This window comes from Bacillus sp. AFS059628 (assembly GCF_002571225.1).
In the GTDB taxonomy this organism is placed as follows: Bacteria; Bacillota; Bacilli; order Bacillales; family Bacillaceae_G; genus Bacillus_A.
In genome coordinates, this window is record NZ_NVEC01000008.1 from 1 (window position 1) to 18,024 (window position 18,024).

The window sequence follows — 18,024 nt, forward strand, 5'->3', positions numbered from 1 at the left end:
TTATTTATGATATCCAGCAAAGAAAGAACAATTATATAGAAAATGTATTAATAGCAATACAACACCATCAAAAAGAGCAATCTAAACAAGTTATTCAAAATATAGTAGAGAAGATGAATATGATGATCAGTTTAGTGACTACTTACATGGCTATTGAATCAGAATCTACGAAAGAATTAAAAGAGCTTCAGGAAGAACTTATTCACGCTCAAACATATATTCAAAAACGGAAATTTGAAGAAACACAGAGATAAACCCCTGTGTTTTTACTTGGGGGACTATGACATTAATTTTTTATAAATCTAATTAGATGCAATTTGATTATTGTTTTGGCATAATCCATACAATTTGTTGAATGCGTACAATATATGGCATCGTATCTTCAATAAGCAAATGATCTGGTTTCACATCTTTTAACTTTCCTCTTACATTACCCCTTACAGTTTCAATAACCACATGTTTACCAATCACTGATTGTAATGTCTGATATACGTAGGAATTGGGTGCACTTACCATATGCTGTTCACTCAAGTCATTTCCTTTCGAATAACTCATTCTATAAGACTCCTTTCTAACTTGCATTCTTTCTCCTAATATATGATATAAATCTTATCAATATGCTAGAAGGATAATTCATTATAGGAACGGAAATAACATTTTAATAAGGTACGGTTTCTATTTCTACATTGCTAAAAATTATTTATATAAAGTTACTTTTACTAGTTAATAGGTAATGACATAGGGATATTTTGAATATACATCTAGGTTGTTCCTTTTAGGATATGTATGATTTTAAATACGCCCTTTATTAGAATAGTACTCATACTTTTTTTGAGATTCTTTCGTAATACGTGCATTAAGTAAAATTGTTAACAATAAAAACACTCCATATTTTCCTCCTGTAGCTCCTATGATAATCACACTACTACAAACAAGTATAATTAATAGGATAAACGAAACTGAATAAATACGCTCATAATTCTTTGACATCTTTTCATATTTTATACGTTCTTTCCTTGTATCCATCTAAATTCCTCCTTTAAATTATCCATTTCACTATAAAATAAATCTCGCCCTTAAAAAGGAAACAATATATCGTTATATAAATTAGTTTGTTTTTTTATCAACTAATTTATATAACGTAAAAAGAAATCCTACCAATATTAAACTTTCCACCATGATAATCCCGCCCCCCTCCTTCCTTTTAACCCCAACACATCAAATAAAAGTTGTAGCAAACAAAAAGGATCCTCCCTTCTCTTAAAGGCTGATCCTTTTCTTCTTGCATGCAACTATTTTTAGCTATTCTTGATTAATTAGAATAACAGCTGGTCCATCTACATGAATTCCACCATCTTCGATTTTTTCATAAGGCTCAACTGTAATAGAGGTGATCCCTTCTCGCTTCTTTAATTCATTACTTAATTCTTTTGTTAACATTTTTTTCATGTGTGCACTCCTTCTTATTGCTTAATTTACTATTTGCATGTAAATAAAATTTAAAATGGTTTCCTGGTCTGGAAACCATTTTTTTGTAGTTGACCATATGGTGTTACCAGTTCGTTTATCAATTTTTACGTAAAGAAGATAAACAATTACTATACACTGTCTCATTATATATAAGGAACTCTTAAAGATAGCGATGAGATTAATTGTTTTTCTTCTAGAAATAATGACTTAGATAGTATATTACCTAAAACAATGAAAGCCCTACCTCTCTTTCATCCTTACGGCTCCTTGTCCGTGCCAGTGTGAATCAGGATTACAAAAATCAAGTGACTATTTAATCGAGTTATTTGATGGAACTTCGAACGTTCGTAAAAGAAATTTTAGAATAAAAATGGATTAGATTGAAGTAATAACAAAAGAGGTTCCTACTCTAAAAGTGAGTTGAAGAAATTGAATGTCTTTGAAATGATTTGCTTTTAATACTCATCACATTCCCGAAAAATTCAGGATGTTTTCGGGGGATATAACACATTATCTATAATGAACCTTAACAGAAACTTTTTATTTGATTTTCAGTGATTCCTTTAATTAATTCTAGTTCACTGACCAAAAACTTATATGCATCATCCAACAATTTTTTTTCGCTTGTATTCAGTGCTTTTTCTTTCCTCATACGCATTAAATCGCGTACAACTTCAGCACCTTCTTGTATTTCACCCGTTTTTATTTTGTCCATGTTCACTTTATGCCTTTGTTTCCACGGCATTAATTCACATGATTCTTCATGCTGAAAAATTTGTATAATGTGTCTTAATGCAAGTATATCAGTAACTGGGCGTATATTCGAATTCAATATTTTACCCGTAGGAATCATGACTTGCATCTTACTGATTGACATTTTTATGACATAATACTGTTGTTTTTCCCCTGAGAATTCTTTTTCTTCTATGGCTTCAATTATACCCGCTCCGTGCATTGGATAAACAATGTTATCGCCAATTTGAAACATATAATCCACCTCCATATGTGGTAACCTTTTCAAGCTTAACACATATGTTGTTTTTTATCAAATATTCAATAATATCATGAGTTCATTTTCGGTGTCAATTACTTTTTTCTTCGAAAGTTAAATCAAGTAAAACAGCCGCAAAATACCAAAGAGCGTTCCAGATTTCCAATAAAAGAAAAGAGAATTCCCACGTGTATATTCTGAAATCTCTACCCATTAACGTAGATCAGTTTTCCCTTGAAAACGGCCAAATCGATCCCGTATATTTTTCAATCTTATATGATACTCCAAAATCTCAATTCTTGCTTTTTCTTCTAGAGGGGCAATTGGTCGTAAATCTTTTAACCCCCAATACTCAACCACTACATCAAGTACTTGATGTAGTGGCCCATAGTTTGCTTCTTTTGCAATCACAGCCATTCTATTTTCAAAATGAGGCATGACGGCACCTGGCATTTTAAAATTCCTAATCACATTGGCACTATGGTAGCAATAATTGGGTTACAATTCTAAATGTGTTCGAATAACGTCTCGATAAAACGCATAATGAAGTGTTTCATCTTTTGCAAGACGGCGTAATAATGTAGCAAGATGTGAATCATGCTTACTTGCAACTTTAGCAACATTATTGTAGAACACCATCCTTGCAAGTTCTTGAAGCGTCGTATACGTCATGGCTTCGATTAGTGTATGAAAATCAGGCTCAAACCCACCCTCAACGACTGATTTTCTTAATTTATGTATACGTTTAGGGTTCACACTTCGAGTGAGTAGTAAATATGTCTCCAATAAATTTGAATGTTGATCCTCTTCTAAGGTCCAAGTATGAATAAAGTCTGTAATAACAGATCAGATGTTCTGTGTATGAGGGGAAACATTTTACAAAAATGGTTATTAATCCTATAAATGTTCCTAATGGGGTCTCGTCACATTGACAGGTGATTATGTGTGGAATTTAAACCAAAAAGCAAGTAGACCATTACGAGAGAAAAACTCTATAAAAAACGATAAAATGAATAACCGATTCCTTAACGTACAGGAAATCGGTTATTTCGTGCCCAAAATGTGTCTAAACTTACAATTTTTTATTTTGATATAGTGACCCCTAACGGCCTAATTAAAATCATTTGTTTCGTATAAATCAAATTTTATACTTATGACTGCATTCAATTTTTTTGATCTGTGCTAGCTTTTTTCTCTGATTTACTTCATCAAGCAATCCCATCCTATCACTTCGGCTCTAAAGTTAACACCTTCCCCTCTATTCCATCCGTATGCAATGTAGTCGTATGATACGTTCCATTTACCCAATCATCGATTTGATCATGATACCAATCACTTCTAAAATGTCCTGATTGTCCTGGCCCTACGGTATGATAACCTTTTGACATATCTTTCGTATCAATAACGAATCGCCAAGAAGCTCCGTGATTGACAATACCGTTATCTCCGTAACTCGCTGCTTGAACGGTAACTTGGCTGCCGCCAATTGGAACTGGTTTTTCGCGATTAAATGCAAGTAACGCTAACATACTAGATGATTTTGAAATTGGATGTGTAAACGCCAGTTGATGGTAATCGCCCCACTTCCACTCCGCAACATTCGGTCCATATTCCTTCTGTAATTTCTTCATTACATTTTCGTACGATGTATGCACAACTTTTGTGAAGCCTCCGTACTTCGTAAACCAAGCGCTATTTTCCCCTGCTACTTCTTTTCGAATCAATTCATCAACAACTTGTGACTTCCCTTCAAATAACTCCATCACATCTTTCGGTATTTCTTTTGAAAATAGCGTATTTGAAATCTCTTTCATTAACAAATGGAATAGTAATGGTGCTGCTTCATCTTTATTATCATAAAAATTCCACTTTGTTAATTGTTTTACGCCTTCTTTCTCTACTTCATTTAAAGATTCTTTCTTTAACTCTTTTAACAATATAGGGGCAAATTCTTTCCCGTATAAATTTTTTTGATCCATCTGTAACTCTTCTAAATCTTTCACCGTATACTTTTCCTTCTCTTGTAAAAATTCTTGAATACGCATTTGTCTATATGGCTGTGCCCACGTATTACTAATATGGTACGGATAGTTATCATCCACAATTTTATTATTCGCCGTTGAAATAAACCCTTGTTTTGGATTTATTACTTTTGGAAGTTGATCATATGGGATATACCCTTTCCATTCATATTCATCTGTCCATCCTGGAACTGGTAAACTACCATCACCTTTTTTACGCACTGGTATATTTCCGTTCGCTTTATAAGCAATTGTGCCGTCATTTGACGCAAATACAAAGTTTTGAGTTGGAGTATGAAAATCTTGAAGTGCCGTTTCAAACTCATTCCAATCTTTTGCTTTATTCATATTTAATACAGCCTTTAATTCAGCGGAAGGCTCCAAAGCAGTCCATTTCAAAGCGAATACTGTTTTCGTTTTCTCTTTCCCCTTATCCGCAAACTCTGAAATGACTGGACCATGCCTAGTAACCGTCACTTTATACGGAATTGTTTTCCCGCCTTTTACTTTAATCGATTCATCAACAACTGTAGCTTTCTCCCACTTATCGTTATACAAAAATTCATTTTCATTATTAGGATTCCGCTTCTCAATATATAAATCTTGCACATCAGGGCCAGTATTCGTAACGCCCCATGCTATTTTGTCATTGTGTCCTAATATAACACCTGGTACCCCCGCGAAAATAACGCCACTCACATGTAAATCTTTCATTTCAAGTTTCGACTGATACCAAATTGAAGGCGTCGCAAAAGATAAATGGGGATCATCCGCTAAAATCGGCTTACCAGACGCACTCTTCTCACCACTTATGACCCAGTTATTGCTACCATTAAACTCTGGTGGTATAATCGTTTTTGCAAAACTTTGTGCTACGTCCACATTTGTATTTTCCAGTTCAGCTAGCAATCTAGGCGCGTCTTTCGGATATGTAGGAAATAGCTCATTTGCTTGCTCTTTCGGTAAATTTTTCAGCGCCCAATATCGAAACGCCTGCCCGTGCCAATGTCCGCCTAAATCAAACGCCATATACTTTCCAATCGTTAACGTATCAACAATGGACCATTCAGCAGGTTCATATCCTAATATAGTAAACTCAACTGGCAATTTCTTTCCCACTTTTGCCTCGCGTATAAAAGCATTTACCCCATCAGCAAATGACTGCAGGGCATATTTCGCTTCCCCGTCATATTGACTAACAGAAGCTTCTGCTGCTCGCCGTAAACCGAGCGTTCGAAACAACTTATCTCGATCAACAGCTGCTTCCCCTACAACTTCACTCAACATCCCAGAAGCTTGTCTTCTACTTAAATCCATTTGAAACAAACGATCTTGCGCTTGCACATACCCTTGCGAAAAATATAAATCGTGTGCATTTTCCGCTTTAATATGTGGTACCCCTTTACTATCTCGCTTTACCTGTACAGCATGTTGTAAATCCTCTAGCTTTATCTTCCCATCTATCTTTGGCACAGAACTAAGCGTATATATATTCAAAAAAATCGCTGTACAAATAACTAATAAAAGAACGATACTACTAGACCAAATAAAAACTCTCTTCCTTCTAGTTCGCTTCTTCTTTATAACAACTTCCATATAACCCCTCCCTTTTCAAACTATTCGCTTTTATTTAAGGAAGAACCTTTTAGAAAAGTAGAAAAACCCATACTATGGATCATATAAACTACATACATCTCCCTTATATAAGCCTTCCCTTCCTTCAAGGAAATCTGCTCTCCCTTTTTCACACCAATTCCTCAAAATCCCCTTCACATAAGCAAATGTTCGCTTATTCTGTTCAAACGCAATCTTAAGTTCCTCTAATACTCCCTCTCCTGAAACTTTTTGCATCCACTCTTTCAATTCCTTCACGATATAGGGAGATAGACTACTTATATGTTGTTCATAAAACTTATAAACTTCACTATGCGAAGTATCCTCTTCTATCTCTTCCTTCTCCTCAGCAACTTCTTGTAAACTACTATTATCCTCTTCTTTCGGCATACCAAAATGCTCTAATAACAATGGAATCTTCCATTCTTCTTCCAGGCATTTACGTAAAAATATATGTATGAATTCTTTATTTTTTACAGTCTTTAACTCACGTAACACACACTTCTCAATATTCGTATTTAAAATAGGGTTATAGTGTAACCAATTTAGTATGTATAACTCTTTTGTTTCTGCATCGTATAAAATTTTCCCATATGCAACAAACCTATTTAACAGCTTCTCAACAGTCTCCATACTGTAGCCTGTTTCCAGTTCTGCTAAACGTTTCGGTAATACGTAAATTCCACATTGCTTCGTTTTCGTACCAGTTAACAAGTATATGTAAAAATAACGCTCCTCTGGCGTTAAATCTAATATGAATTCATCTTGCCAAAAGTTCACCTGCACATTACGATACACAGCCATATATTTCCCTCCTCCTTTTATTCATAAAAAGGCAGAATTCAATCCTTCAATATACATATAGGAATGAGGGCCTTGTTTTTGCATTTGAATTCCAAATTTTTTAACTACTACAACGCCGGTTTTATGTTTCCGCGCTTTTTTGTTCTTGTAGTTGTTTTTGTTTTGTTTTTTCTTAGTGATTTATTACTTGGTAGGGGCTTGTAAGGGACTTAGGAGGGGCTAGTTATCGGTTACTTCGATTAGAAAGGCTCGATCTGAGAAGCCGCCTCGTTCTTCTGCTTTCTTTTTACGGATGTTGTTTATTTCTTCTAGTGTTGTACCTTCGTGTTCGGCTAGGGCATTTATTAGTTCTAGTAGGTCGGATAGTTCTTCTAGTTTATGAGGTTTTGTTTTTGCTTCGATGTATTCTGTTAACTCTTCTTGTGTTTTCTTGCAGAGTTCCTCTATGTATTCATCTTCGTTTAGGATTCTTGTTGTGGGTGTTTTTCCGTTAGCTTTTATTATTTGTGGGATTTTGTTTCGGATTAGTTTGTTGTAGGTTGGCATGGGATTTCCCTCCGTTTGGTTTTTCTTCTATTATAATGGAAAAGCAGTTTAACTAGTTGTTAAACTGCCTCATTGCTTCTTTTATATAGTTTTCTTCTTCGGTTGTGAAAAGAGTTGGGAATTCGGATAGTGGAAGGTTTGATTTTTGGATTATGTCCTCTATATCACTTTGAGGTGTATCAAGATAGTTCGTTACCTCTTCTATTACATTAAAAAATTCCTTCAAGGTAACTTGAACGTCATGATGACTCGGATTCTTCTCCTCTTCCTTATACTTTTTCAACTTCCCTATTACATCCATAAATCGCCGATCAAACTTTTCTTTTAATTCCTTATTATTATAAAAAACTTGAACACTATCCTTTGAAAAATGTTCCTCTAACCATTCCTTATTTTCTTTCTCCCATATAAAAGTTTGCAGAAACGAAGAAAACAAAGCGACATCTACTCGTTCTTCTTTTTGAAACTTCTTCGTCATCTCGTCCATATGCGAAAGTACCTTCGCAATTCTTTCTTGCTCTACCAAAAGCAATTCCCTTTGAAAATGCATTTGTCTTAAAAAATCTCTCGTCTCTATATCACGCTGCAATATAATATTTTGAATCTCCCCAAGCGAAAAACCGAGATGCTTAAACGATTGAATTTGCTGCAGCACATACAAATCATCTTTCGTATATAACCGATGCCCGCCCTCAGTATAATCGCTCGGCTTTAATAAATTAATCTTGTCATAATAACGAAGCGTCCGCACCGTAACATCCCCAACACTTGCAAACTCACTAATCATCCACGCCATATCATCACCTACTCCGATAACTTCTCTTTCACATACTGAAGCATATGAGAAAAACTCATCTCATTTTGCCTACAATATTGAAACAAACCTACAACAAACAATAAAAAAGGAATATTCCCTCCATAACGATTTTCATACTCGCTAATACCATCATAAAAGTACTCATACTTTCTTTTTCGTAAAACAATATAAATCGCAATAAACAACACTGCAATCATAATAAAAATTCGCTTTCCCCTTATCTCCACTTCTTGTTTCATCATCTATTCTCCTTCCACCGCATACTTATCTTCTTTAAATAACGAAATTCGAATGAAATAACGATATGGCTCATCTCGTATTACTTTCCACGCAACAATAATCACTTGAACGACCTCAAAGGCAAATACAATCCAAAATAAAACATCACTAATACGCGAACTAATATTAAATAGAAGCAAAATTAACAAATGAAAGTTGAACGCCTTTCGGCAATGGTATTTGTACACCTCATTTTTACGTGCCATCGTGATGTACATGAGTAGTGGCGAAAAGATTCCTATTATGGCTGAGAGTAGTAGCATGATGATGGTGTTTCTTTTTTCTTTTCTGGTGGTTTTCATGAGTGGTTTGGTCCCCCTTTTTGATTTGTCTTCTTTAGGTTAGGGGGTGACGTTGGGGGAGGTTCAAGCATCATTAATGGAAAATATTAAATTCCATATAATCAAGCTACTATTCTTGCCGAACACTTGTATCTATTTTATAATCAATAATATAAATTACGTACGTAAAGAATGGAGATGTAATGAATGGATTATGGTTTTAGCTATAACTTCCCCGCTTTACGTGGAAAGCAAGGTGGTAAGGAGTACTTTGTTGTAATGTGCCCTTTACGCTTAATCCCTAAAATATTTCTATTTGACGAGGAAGAAATCCCTGCTGAACATCGTGCACAAAGGATATTAAATAAAATTAGAATCCCAGAAATCACAAATTATATCATTGAAAATCAAAATGATTATGTTTTTTCATCCCTAACAGCATCTATAGATGGTGATATTGAATTCCAACCATTTAGTTCTGATCAGTCGTTTCAAGATTTAGGACAACTTCGTATCTCACTGGATTCTAAGTTCCTGATTAATGATGGACAACATCGAAGAGCAGCTATCGAAGAGGCGATAAAGCTTTCGCCAGAATTAGGACATGAAACGATTTCGGTTGTGTTCTATCATGATCAAGGTTTAAGAAATTCCCAACAAATTTTCTCAGATCTTAACCGCCATGCAGTTAATACAACTTCATCTATCGGTATTTTATATGATCATAGGGATAAGTTAGCATTAGTTACAAAAGAAATTGTCGAGGAAAATGAATTACTATCTCGATATACCGACAAAGAAAAAGTCAATTTATCTAAAAACTCACCGAAGATTCTCGCTTTAAATCACATATTTAATACAAACCTTCGATTACTAGGAAAGACAAAGGGTGACTTAATTACAGAAAAAGAAGAACAATTCTTAAAAGAATTTTGGAACATTCTTTGTGATACAATAGTCGAATGGAATTTAGTTTACAAAAAAGAACTAAACCCTCGTGAACTTCGAATGCATTATATTGTCGGGCATGGAGTATTCATTGAATCTGTTGGTTTAGTAGGAAAATATGTTTTTGAAAATCATCCAAAAGATTGGAAAAAATACATTTCTCTTTTAGCAGATATCGACTACAGTCGTTCTAATTCTTCCGATTGGTTAGGACGAGCTTTCAATACAAATGGTCGCATACAAAAGACAAAAGAAACAGTCACTTTAACCGCAAACAAACTAAAAGAAAAATTAGGTCTTCCTTTGACAGAAGGAGAACAAAAGATAGAAGAGAAATTCCAGTTAGGAGCATGATAATGTTAAATAATCTCATTACTGATTTAATAAATAATAAAAATGACTTTGTCTCTGAAGCAAAAGAGCATATAAAAAAAGTTTATCGTGCTGACGACCGCCCTTGGGTCGTTGGTTATAGTGGTGGAAAAGATTCCACAGTTGTCGTTCAGCTTGTTTTTGAAGCTTTAAGTGAATTACCTACAGAGCAATTACACAAGAAAGTATATGTAATCTCATCAGATACACTTGTAGAAACACCGCTAATTATTCAATCTATCAATGTTACTTTACATCGAATTCAAGAAGAAGCTTTAAAACGTGATCTTCCTATTGAAACGCATAAAGTAAAACCAAAATACGAACAATCTTTTTGGGCTAATATTATCGGAAAAGGCTATCCATCACCAAACCAACAATTTCGCTGGTGTACAGATCGCTTAAAAATTGAACCAGCAAATGCGTTTGTAATGGACAAAGTTTCTACGTTCGGTGAAGTAATCATGGTCCTTGGTGTTCGGGAGAATGAAAGTGCTACTCGTGATAACGTTCTTAAATCCCATACCGTTGAAGGTAAAGATTTAATGCGCCATTCCACGTTAACAAATGCATATGTTTTTGCACCGATTAGACAGTTTAGTTTAAATAACGTTTGGGACTACTTACTGGAAAATCCATCTCCTTGGGGCAACGATAACCATGAATTAAATAAGCTTTATCAAGATTCAAGTAGTGGTGAATGCCCTCTTGTTGTAGATAAAACCATTAAAGAAAGTGCTGGTTCATGTGGAAACAGTCGCTTCGGTTGTTGGGTATGTACAGTAGTAAATGAAGATAAAGCATTAAACGGCTTCATTCTTAGTGGATCAGATTGGATGAAACCTTTATTAGAATTCAGAAATTGGTTAGCTGGGATTCGGGATGTTAGAACATTTCGTATGAAATACCGTAAAGGTGGTCAAATTTACTTTAACCCGCTAAAAACTGAAGTAAAAGATGATATTGAATATGTAATCATTCCAAAAAAATCTAGTCGTCCAAAACAAATGATTAAATTAGAAGAATTTACAATTTTAGAAAGGGATGAACTAAAGTCTTATTTAGCAATAAACAATATTGATTTAAGTTCTCCTGAGGATCCAAAAATTTTAGTAAAGCTTGATAATAATCAAATCGGACAACTTGGTTTAGGTCCCTTTACACTGAACGCGCGAAAAGAGATTTTACGCAGACTTCTTATTGTCCAAAGAGATTTACAACATCCTGAAGAAGAGGATTTTGAATTAATTAAAGAAGAAGAATTACGTGTTATTCGTCGTTACTGGTTAGAAAATGGCGATTGGGAAGATTCTTTACCTAGCATTTTTAAAGAGGTAATGGGATATGACCTAAACTGGGAGTATGATGATCGTCCATTATTTGATAATGAACAAATTACAGATTTAGAATCATTATGTAGCAAACACAACGTAGACTTTAAAGCATTAAAAAAACTTATATCACTTGAAAAAGATTTTTCAGGTTATAAAGTTCGTCGTGGATTAATGAACGAAATTGAAAAAGTACTAAAGCAAGACTACTTACATTTGTAGGGTGAGGTTAAATTTATGTTAATTGAACAACTAGAATTAGAAAACATAGGAGCTTATACGGAAAGAAATACCTTCGATCTGTCTATCTCCTCCCCAAAAAAGAAAGTAATTTTAATAGGCGGAGAAAATGGTGCTGGGAAAACAACATTTTTAAATTCCATAAAACTAGGATTATTTGGTTGTTTCGGCTATGGATATAAGACAGAGAATAATGATTACTATAAGCGCGTCCATGGGTATTTAAATGCTTCTGCTCGTAAAGATGAGACAAATCCTTTTAGTATTACAATTACCTTTAGTGAAGTAGAAAATTACAAACGCCATGTTTACACATTCAAAAGATCTTGGAACATTTTAAACAGCGCTATAAAAGAAAAATTCACTGTAAAAAAAGATGGTCATTATTTAAATGATGCTGAAAAAGATATTTTCGAATCAAGACTACGAGAGAATTTCCCGCCTAAATTATTTGATCTATGCTTATTTGATGGCGAAGAAATTTCAAAAATAATAAATGAAAATAAATTATCCTCTTATTTAAAAGAATTATCTACTGTTATATTCAACTTAGATTTATTCCGGAATTTAGAAGGTGATTTGACCAACTATTTACAACAAGAAATTGATCAAGAACATCTTTCTTCTATAGAAAGTGAAATCCTTACCCTTCAGCGTCAAGAGAAAGAACAGTCTTTAAAGATTGAAGATCTTGAAGACACAATTAAAACAGCGCAGCAGCAAATAGAAGAATCAAAAGAATCTTATTCTTTATTGAAAAAGGATTTTGAAACACATGGTGGTTTAATTAAAGAAGAACGTGAAACGTTAAATAGACAAGTATTAGAAATTGAAGCACATCGAAAAGCTAATTCTGAAAAAGTTCGAGAATTTATTCAAACGCTTTTACCTTTCTATCTAAACAAAAACTTATTACTATCTACTAAAAATCAATTACAAAATGAAGAAAAACTATCATTAGCAAACCAATTAACTTCAGAGTTAACTGAAGAGCGCGCTCTTGAATTAGCTAAAAGTTTACCTGGAGTCTCAACTCCTAATGATTTAGCAGCTGAATTGAGAAAACAAATTTTCAATATTATTAAGCCTAATGATACAGATGTTGAGTATATCCATAGAGTTTCACCAACACAACGCACACAATTCGAAGTAGCGGCACAACAAGTTGAAAGAGAATCTCATGACACATATATGCAATTACTTCAAGAAAATAGAGAAAACTTACTTCAAGCACAAGAACTAAGAAAGAAAATTTCTACTAATGATTCTACAAATGAGTTTGCACAAATGTTAGAAACTATGACTCAAACACAAGAAAAAATCTTTAAGTTAGAAAAAGAAGTAGAAGAAAACTTAAGTATTTTAGAAACTAGACAAGAGACTTTAGAAGCATTAAAAAATACAATCAACTCAAAACAGAATATTGTACAACAAAGTAACAAAACGAGAAATACATTCTTAATTGCCCAAAGCATTATGAAATTAAGTACAGAGTTTCAAATGTTACAACATCAAAAGAAATTACAACAAGTACAAATCGAAGCTACAAAAATGTTGAATAAATTAATGCGTAAACACCAATATATTTCTTCTTTACGCATTGATTCTAGCACGTTTGAAGTAACTTTATATGATAATAATCGTGACCATGTAGCAAAAGAAACATTATCAGCAGGTGAGAAAGAAATTCTCTTACTATCATTAATTTGGGCAATGTTCAAATGTTCTGGTCGTCGTGTTCCATTCATATTCGATACACTTTTAGGCCGCCTTGATCAAACACATAAACATAATATTTTAGTAGATTTCATCCCTGCATGTGGTGAGCAAGTCTTAATCTTGTCAACTAACTCTGAAGTTGATGAAAAACACTATAATTTACTGAAAAACTTTGTATCCCATGGATACTTATTAGAATTTGATACAGAACTACGAAAAGTGAATGTTACAGATCAATATTTCAACTTTAATAAGGAGCAAGCAAAATGAACTACCGTTTAAAGATTTCTAAAAGAGTATCAGATAAACTAAAAGAATTACAAGCTCCTACTAATTTAACACCAAATATTTTAGCTCGTTTAGCAGTTGGATTATCTTTAACTGATCCAACTTTTCCTGAGGTTTTAACAGATAAAGAAGCCGGTGGATTAGAAATCAATCGCCACACATTAACTGGAGAATATGATTTTATTTATAAATGCTTAATCACTCAGCATGCGGGACGTGAAGTATCTGATAATGAATACTTTCCTACCCTATTCAACGCTCACTTAGAACGCGGAATTAACTTATTAGACAGCGAATATAAACATGCTGGAAACAACGAGAAATTCACAATGAACTTGCTAAAATACGGTAAGGAGTGATCTCTATGCTTTATCTTGATAATAGTGCAACAACACAATTATTACCTGAAGTTAAAGAAGTAATGTTGCCATATTTACTTGAAGAATTCGGAAATCCTTCAAGTAAATATTACGGATTAGCCCAAAATGCTAAAGACGCTGTTGAAACAGCAAGAAAACATGTAGCTCAATTATTAGGCTGTGAAACTGATGAAGTAATCTTTACTAGTGGTGCTACAGAAAGTAACAACTTTATTTTGAAAGGCATCGCTCATTATCATAAAGATAAAGGCAATCACATTATTACTTCTAAAGTAGAACATCCTTCTATCATAGAAACTTGTAAATTTTTAGAAGCGAATGGCTATACGGTCACATATCTTGATGTAGATCAATATGGCAGAATCAATTTGGAAGAACTAACTAAAGCTATCCAACAAGAAAAAACTCTTCTCGTTTCAATTATGTGGGGCAACAACGAACTTGGTTCTCTAAACCAAATCAACGAGATCGCAAGAATCTGCAAAGAGAATGAAGTGTTCTTCCATACAGATGCTACACAAGTAGTTGGAAAAATACAATTCTCTCTTTCAGATATAGACGGTATAAACTTTTTATCCTGCTCTTCTCATAAGTTTCATGGTCCAAAAGGTATTGGGGTAACCATAATAGGTAAAGATAATTTAGGATTACCAATCCAAATCACTCCTCTACTTCACGGTGGCGGACAAGAACGTGATATACGCAGTGGCACACTACCCGTCCATAATATTGTTGGAATGGGAAAAGCTGCAGAAATCGCATATCTTAATTTGGAACAAAACATTTATAAATTAGAGCAACTAGAGAACAAATTAGCTGATATTCTAAAAACCAAATTTCAAAATCATATTGAGTTTAACAATGATATTCAAGATAAAATACCTGGAATATTAAGTGTTATATTTAAAGGTGTAAACAACGAAACGCTTGTGAGGACTCTTGCTCCAGTAGCTGCCGTTTCTACTGGATCGGCTTGTAGCTCAAGTAAACCAAGTCATGTATTACAAGCTATCGGATTATCTATGGATGATTTACGTTCTACTATTAGGTTCTCCCTTTCTTCTACTACTAGTTTAGAAGAGTTGGATGTTTTTAATAATCTATAAAGAAAACAGAAAGGGATATGCCTTTCTGTTTTCTTTATTTCCTTACTAACTACTAATCTAGTAATTTTATATCTACGTTAATAGCTCCTCCCTACTTAAAATCACAACTTTCTCTATTTTTAAACACCCATTAAAATATGGTAATATTATATATAAGATATTCCTATACTTCATGCTCATATTAAAGGTGGTAAAAATGAATAAATTAAAAGAACAAGAGCTAGAATTACTAGCAAAAATTTGTAAAGAAAATGAACTATCAACAAAACTAGCATATGACTTATTACGTTCTGCTGAAAAATTTTCATATGAAAACACGAGTGAAAATCATAGAAAAAAAGATTACCTAGATTTAATTGATTTTTATGCCAAATAAAGTAAAGGTGACTACATAATGTTATTTAAAAAACTTATTTTTGATAATTACAAAACGTATTATGGGCATCAAGAAGTTGACTTCTATATCCCAAAAGAGGTACGTGAAGAAGGCGAAAAAAATATTATCTTGTTAGGCGGCCTAAATGGAGCTGGAAAGACTACAATTTTAAAAGCAATTTTATATGTTTTATTCGGAAAAAGAGGATTCTCACCTGCTGAGCATAAACGTGTATTTTCTAATGTTATTAACAATACCTTCTTTGACGAAGGTGGGAGAGATTGTTCTGTAACTCTTGCTATTGAAACGGATAAAAATGAAGAATGGACTCTTAAAGTTAAATGGGGCTTTGATCACAACAAAAGGTTAATTAGTGAAAACCGTGATTTAACTGTGAAAAAGCCTGGTGCAATGATTGGTAAAACTGTACGTATTGATAATATAGATACATTTAATCGCTTTATGGATAAAATGATTCCATATCACGCTGCACCATTTTTCATTTTTGATGGCGAAGAAATTAAAGACATCATTTTACGACAAAATAGTGAGGAAATGAAAGAAGCTATTCACAAAATTACTGGGATGGAAACCTATAAATTATTACTATCTGACCTCTCTTCTATTAAGACTGGCATAGAGAAGAATTTAGCCAAAGCGGTTGACCAAAATAAACTAAAAAGTTTAGATGCCAATTTAAAAGAATACGAAGAGCAAATCCAACATCTAGAAAAACGAAAAGAACTTATATCTTCTGAACGAAAGAAATTCGACGATCTAATCAATGAAGTGAAAAATGAACGTAATGAAAAAATTACAACTAACTCCAAATCAAGAGAGGTTATTGTAAAAAAACAATCTGGTCTAGCAACTGAGTTACGTCTAGCTAAAGAGCAATTTGAAAACTATTTCAACAATAACGCTATAAACATCATTCTAAAAGAAAAAACTAAAGTACTACAGAACAGATTAAAATTAGAGTATGATATTCGTCAAAAGAAAATGATACAAGACGCTTCTTTAATGCCTTATGAAAAATTTATGGATGAATTATTAAACCAACCATTCACTCCTCCCCTTTCAAATGAGCAATTAAATCAACTCAAGGAAATCGGAAGAGAAATTTGGGTTAAAGAAAATGATATCGAAAAAGATATATCCGAAGATCACGTAGATATTCACGATATTTCAAATAAAGACTATAACTACCTTGTAAATCTCCCTGCTAGAAATAATAGTTATGTTATAGATTTAATAAATAAAATTGAGAAGCTGAATCTTGAATTAGAGGCATTAGAAATTGAAATTAGAAATGCACCTGAAACGATTGATATTAGCGCAGAAAATGAACGTATTGATATCCTAACTAAAAAATTAGGAGAACTTAACTTAAAATATAAATCAATTATTGCAAAGTTAAATAAAATTAAAGAACAAAGAACAGCCGTTGTAAACCAGCTAACCCGTCTTTCTGATCAATGTGCAGATTATGATGCTCTAAATAAACGATTAATTTATGTCAAAAAGTTGATTCATACTATGAATTCATATGTACATGAAATGACAAAGTTAAAAGCAAGCTTTATTCGCGAAGAATTTTCTTCAATGTTAAGTCGATTATTCCGTAAACAAGATGAATTTGGAAAAATTGAATTCGATATTTCAACGTATACTGTTAGATTATACAACGATCGTAATCAAGAAATTAGTATTCAAGACCGATCTGCTGGTGAAATGCAAATGATTTCCTCGTCACTAATTTGGGCCCTAACAAAAGCCTCTGATTTAGCCCTTCCTATGGTAATCGATACACCACTAGGACGCTTAGACAGTTATCATCGAAATCATTTAATTAACTATTACTATAAAGAGCTTAGTGAACAAGTAATTATCTTATCCACAGATACAGAAATTACCCAAGACTATATTAATTTCATGCAAGAGCATTCATATAAGCAATACATGCTTGATTATGACCAATCAAAGAAATATACAGTTATCCGCGATGGATATTTTGATTTTATAAAGGTGTGATATTATGGCAAATAGAAGAATGAACCTCTCAGGAACAGGTAAAGAAACCCTTGACCTACTCTGTGAAGTACTTGAGATTGATCGACCACAGGGGATAAAAATTGCGTTAGCAAAAGGTATTGCTAACGATACAGGAAAAATAAATGATGACTTTAAAGATGGAAAAAACAAATGGACAATCCCAGATAATATTATTAAAGATAAAGAGTTTTTACTCTTTAAACATTTAATTATTAACGAAATGCAAGTTGCTTTAAATGAAGATGAAATCACACAAAGCATACTTTTGTATATAGAATATGGGCTAAAGATCATCAAACAAGAAGTAGACAATTTATCTTCATTAGAAGATTATCGTATTATTGTATTAAACTAAAAGCAAAAGGAACCACCAAAGTGGTTCCTTT

19 protein-coding genes and 1 pseudogene are annotated in these 18,024 nt (G+C 33.3%); 9 read left to right on the forward strand and 11 right to left on the reverse strand.

What is annotated here, in order from left to right:
• Window positions 1-2: 2 nt before the first annotated feature.
• Entirely contained in the window at window positions 3-254 is a 252-nt protein-coding gene (locus COL05_RS04780; RefSeq protein WP_098667770.1) for a hypothetical protein, read from the forward strand.
• Between the two features lie 67 nt (window positions 255-321).
• Here the strand turns inward: COL05_RS04780 and COL05_RS04785 are convergent, their stop codons facing one another.
• The 11 genes and pseudogenes from COL05_RS04785 to COL05_RS04835 form a co-directional block, all read right to left on the reverse strand.
• Window positions 322-555: a YuzF family protein gene (locus tag COL05_RS04785; RefSeq protein ID WP_098667771.1), complete on the reverse strand. Its 234-nt coding sequence runs from the start codon at window positions 553-555 to the stop codon at window positions 322-324.
• 237 nt (window positions 556-792) lie between these two features.
• Complete coding sequence (locus COL05_RS04790; RefSeq protein WP_098667772.1) at window positions 793-1,026, reverse strand: hypothetical protein; 234 nt, start codon at window positions 1,024-1,026, stop codon at window positions 793-795.
• 276 nt (window positions 1,027-1,302) lie between these two features.
• Complete coding sequence (locus tag COL05_RS04795) at window positions 1,303-1,449, reverse strand: BC1881 family protein (protein WP_098667773.1); 147 nt, start codon at window positions 1,447-1,449, stop codon at window positions 1,303-1,305.
• A 547-nt stretch (window positions 1,450-1,996) separates the two neighbouring features.
• On the reverse strand, window positions 1,997-2,458 hold the full coding sequence (locus tag COL05_RS04800; RefSeq protein WP_142337351.1) for a CarD family transcriptional regulator: 462 nt from the start codon (window positions 2,456-2,458) through the stop codon (window positions 1,997-1,999).
• A 216-nt stretch (window positions 2,459-2,674) separates the two neighbouring features.
• Window positions 2,675-3,307: pseudogene (locus COL05_RS04805) on the reverse strand (acyl-ACP desaturase); the annotation flags it as partial.
• A gap of 380 nt (window positions 3,308-3,687) precedes the next feature.
• Entirely contained in the window at window positions 3,688-6,078 is a 2,391-nt protein-coding gene (locus tag COL05_RS04810) for a penicillin acylase family protein (RefSeq protein WP_098667775.1), read from the reverse strand.
• 72 nt (window positions 6,079-6,150) lie between these two features.
• Window positions 6,151-6,900, reverse strand: coding sequence for a DnaD domain-containing protein (locus tag COL05_RS04815; RefSeq protein WP_098667776.1), 750 nt, complete (start codon window positions 6,898-6,900; stop codon window positions 6,151-6,153).
• Window positions 6,901-7,119: 219 nt separating this feature from the next.
• The gene (locus COL05_RS04820) at window positions 7,120-7,446 is read right to left on the reverse strand and encodes a nucleoside triphosphate pyrophosphohydrolase (RefSeq protein ID WP_098667777.1); all 327 of its coding nucleotides are present in this window, start codon (window positions 7,444-7,446) and stop codon (window positions 7,120-7,122) included.
• A gap of 52 nt (window positions 7,447-7,498) precedes the next feature.
• The gene (locus tag COL05_RS04825; RefSeq protein ID WP_098667778.1) at window positions 7,499-8,242 is read right to left on the reverse strand and encodes a MerR family transcriptional regulator; all 744 of its coding nucleotides are present in this window, start codon (window positions 8,240-8,242) and stop codon (window positions 7,499-7,501) included.
• 8 nt (window positions 8,243-8,250) lie between these two features.
• Window positions 8,251-8,502: a hypothetical protein gene (locus tag COL05_RS04830; RefSeq protein WP_180233426.1), complete on the reverse strand. Its 252-nt coding sequence runs from the start codon at window positions 8,500-8,502 to the stop codon at window positions 8,251-8,253.
• A 3-nt stretch (window positions 8,503-8,505) separates the two neighbouring features.
• Window positions 8,506-8,844 (reverse strand): DUF4870 domain-containing protein, encoded by a 339-nt coding sequence (locus COL05_RS04835; protein ID WP_098667780.1) that lies wholly within the window; start codon window positions 8,842-8,844, stop codon window positions 8,506-8,508.
• A 186-nt stretch (window positions 8,845-9,030) separates the two neighbouring features.
• Between COL05_RS04835 and dndB the strand changes: the two genes are divergently transcribed.
• The 8 genes from dndB to COL05_RS04875 all read left to right on the forward strand — a co-directional run bounded on the left by dndB (window position 9,031) and on the right by COL05_RS04875 (window position 17,993).
• On the forward strand, window positions 9,031-10,125 hold the full coding sequence (gene dndB / locus COL05_RS04840) for a DNA sulfur modification protein DndB (protein ID WP_000384435.1): 1,095 nt from the start codon (window positions 9,031-9,033) through the stop codon (window positions 10,123-10,125).
• Window positions 10,126-10,127: 2 nt separating this feature from the next.
• Window positions 10,128-11,696 (forward strand): DNA phosphorothioation system sulfurtransferase DndC, encoded by a 1,569-nt coding sequence (dndC, locus tag COL05_RS04845; protein WP_098667781.1) that lies wholly within the window; start codon window positions 10,128-10,130, stop codon window positions 11,694-11,696.
• A gap of 15 nt (window positions 11,697-11,711) precedes the next feature.
• The gene (gene dndD / locus COL05_RS04850; protein ID WP_098667782.1) at window positions 11,712-13,703 is read left to right on the forward strand and encodes a DNA sulfur modification protein DndD; all 1,992 of its coding nucleotides are present in this window, start codon (window positions 11,712-11,714) and stop codon (window positions 13,701-13,703) included.
• Entirely contained in the window at window positions 13,700-14,080 is a 381-nt protein-coding gene (gene dndE / locus COL05_RS04855) for a DNA sulfur modification protein DndE (protein WP_001109533.1), read from the forward strand. The genes dndD (COL05_RS04850) and dndE overlap by 4 nt, the downstream gene beginning before the upstream one ends.
• Window positions 14,081-14,085: 5 nt before the next feature.
• Window positions 14,086-15,207, forward strand: coding sequence for a cysteine desulfurase DndA (gene dndA, locus COL05_RS04860; protein WP_098667783.1), 1,122 nt, complete (start codon window positions 14,086-14,088; stop codon window positions 15,205-15,207).
• 196 nt (window positions 15,208-15,403) lie between these two features.
• Window positions 15,404-15,583: a DNA modification system-associated small protein gene (locus tag COL05_RS04865; RefSeq protein ID WP_001037504.1), complete on the forward strand. Its 180-nt coding sequence runs from the start codon at window positions 15,404-15,406 to the stop codon at window positions 15,581-15,583.
• 18 nt (window positions 15,584-15,601) lie between these two features.
• Window positions 15,602-17,617 (forward strand): DNA sulfur modification protein DndD, encoded by a 2,016-nt coding sequence (dndD, locus tag COL05_RS04870; RefSeq protein WP_098667784.1) that lies wholly within the window; start codon window positions 15,602-15,604, stop codon window positions 17,615-17,617.
• 4 nt (window positions 17,618-17,621) lie between these two features.
• Window positions 17,622-17,993, forward strand: a complete 372-nt coding sequence (locus tag COL05_RS04875; protein ID WP_098667785.1) for a hypothetical protein — start codon at window positions 17,622-17,624, stop codon at window positions 17,991-17,993.
• The last annotated feature ends 31 nt before the right edge of the window (window positions 17,994-18,024 follow it).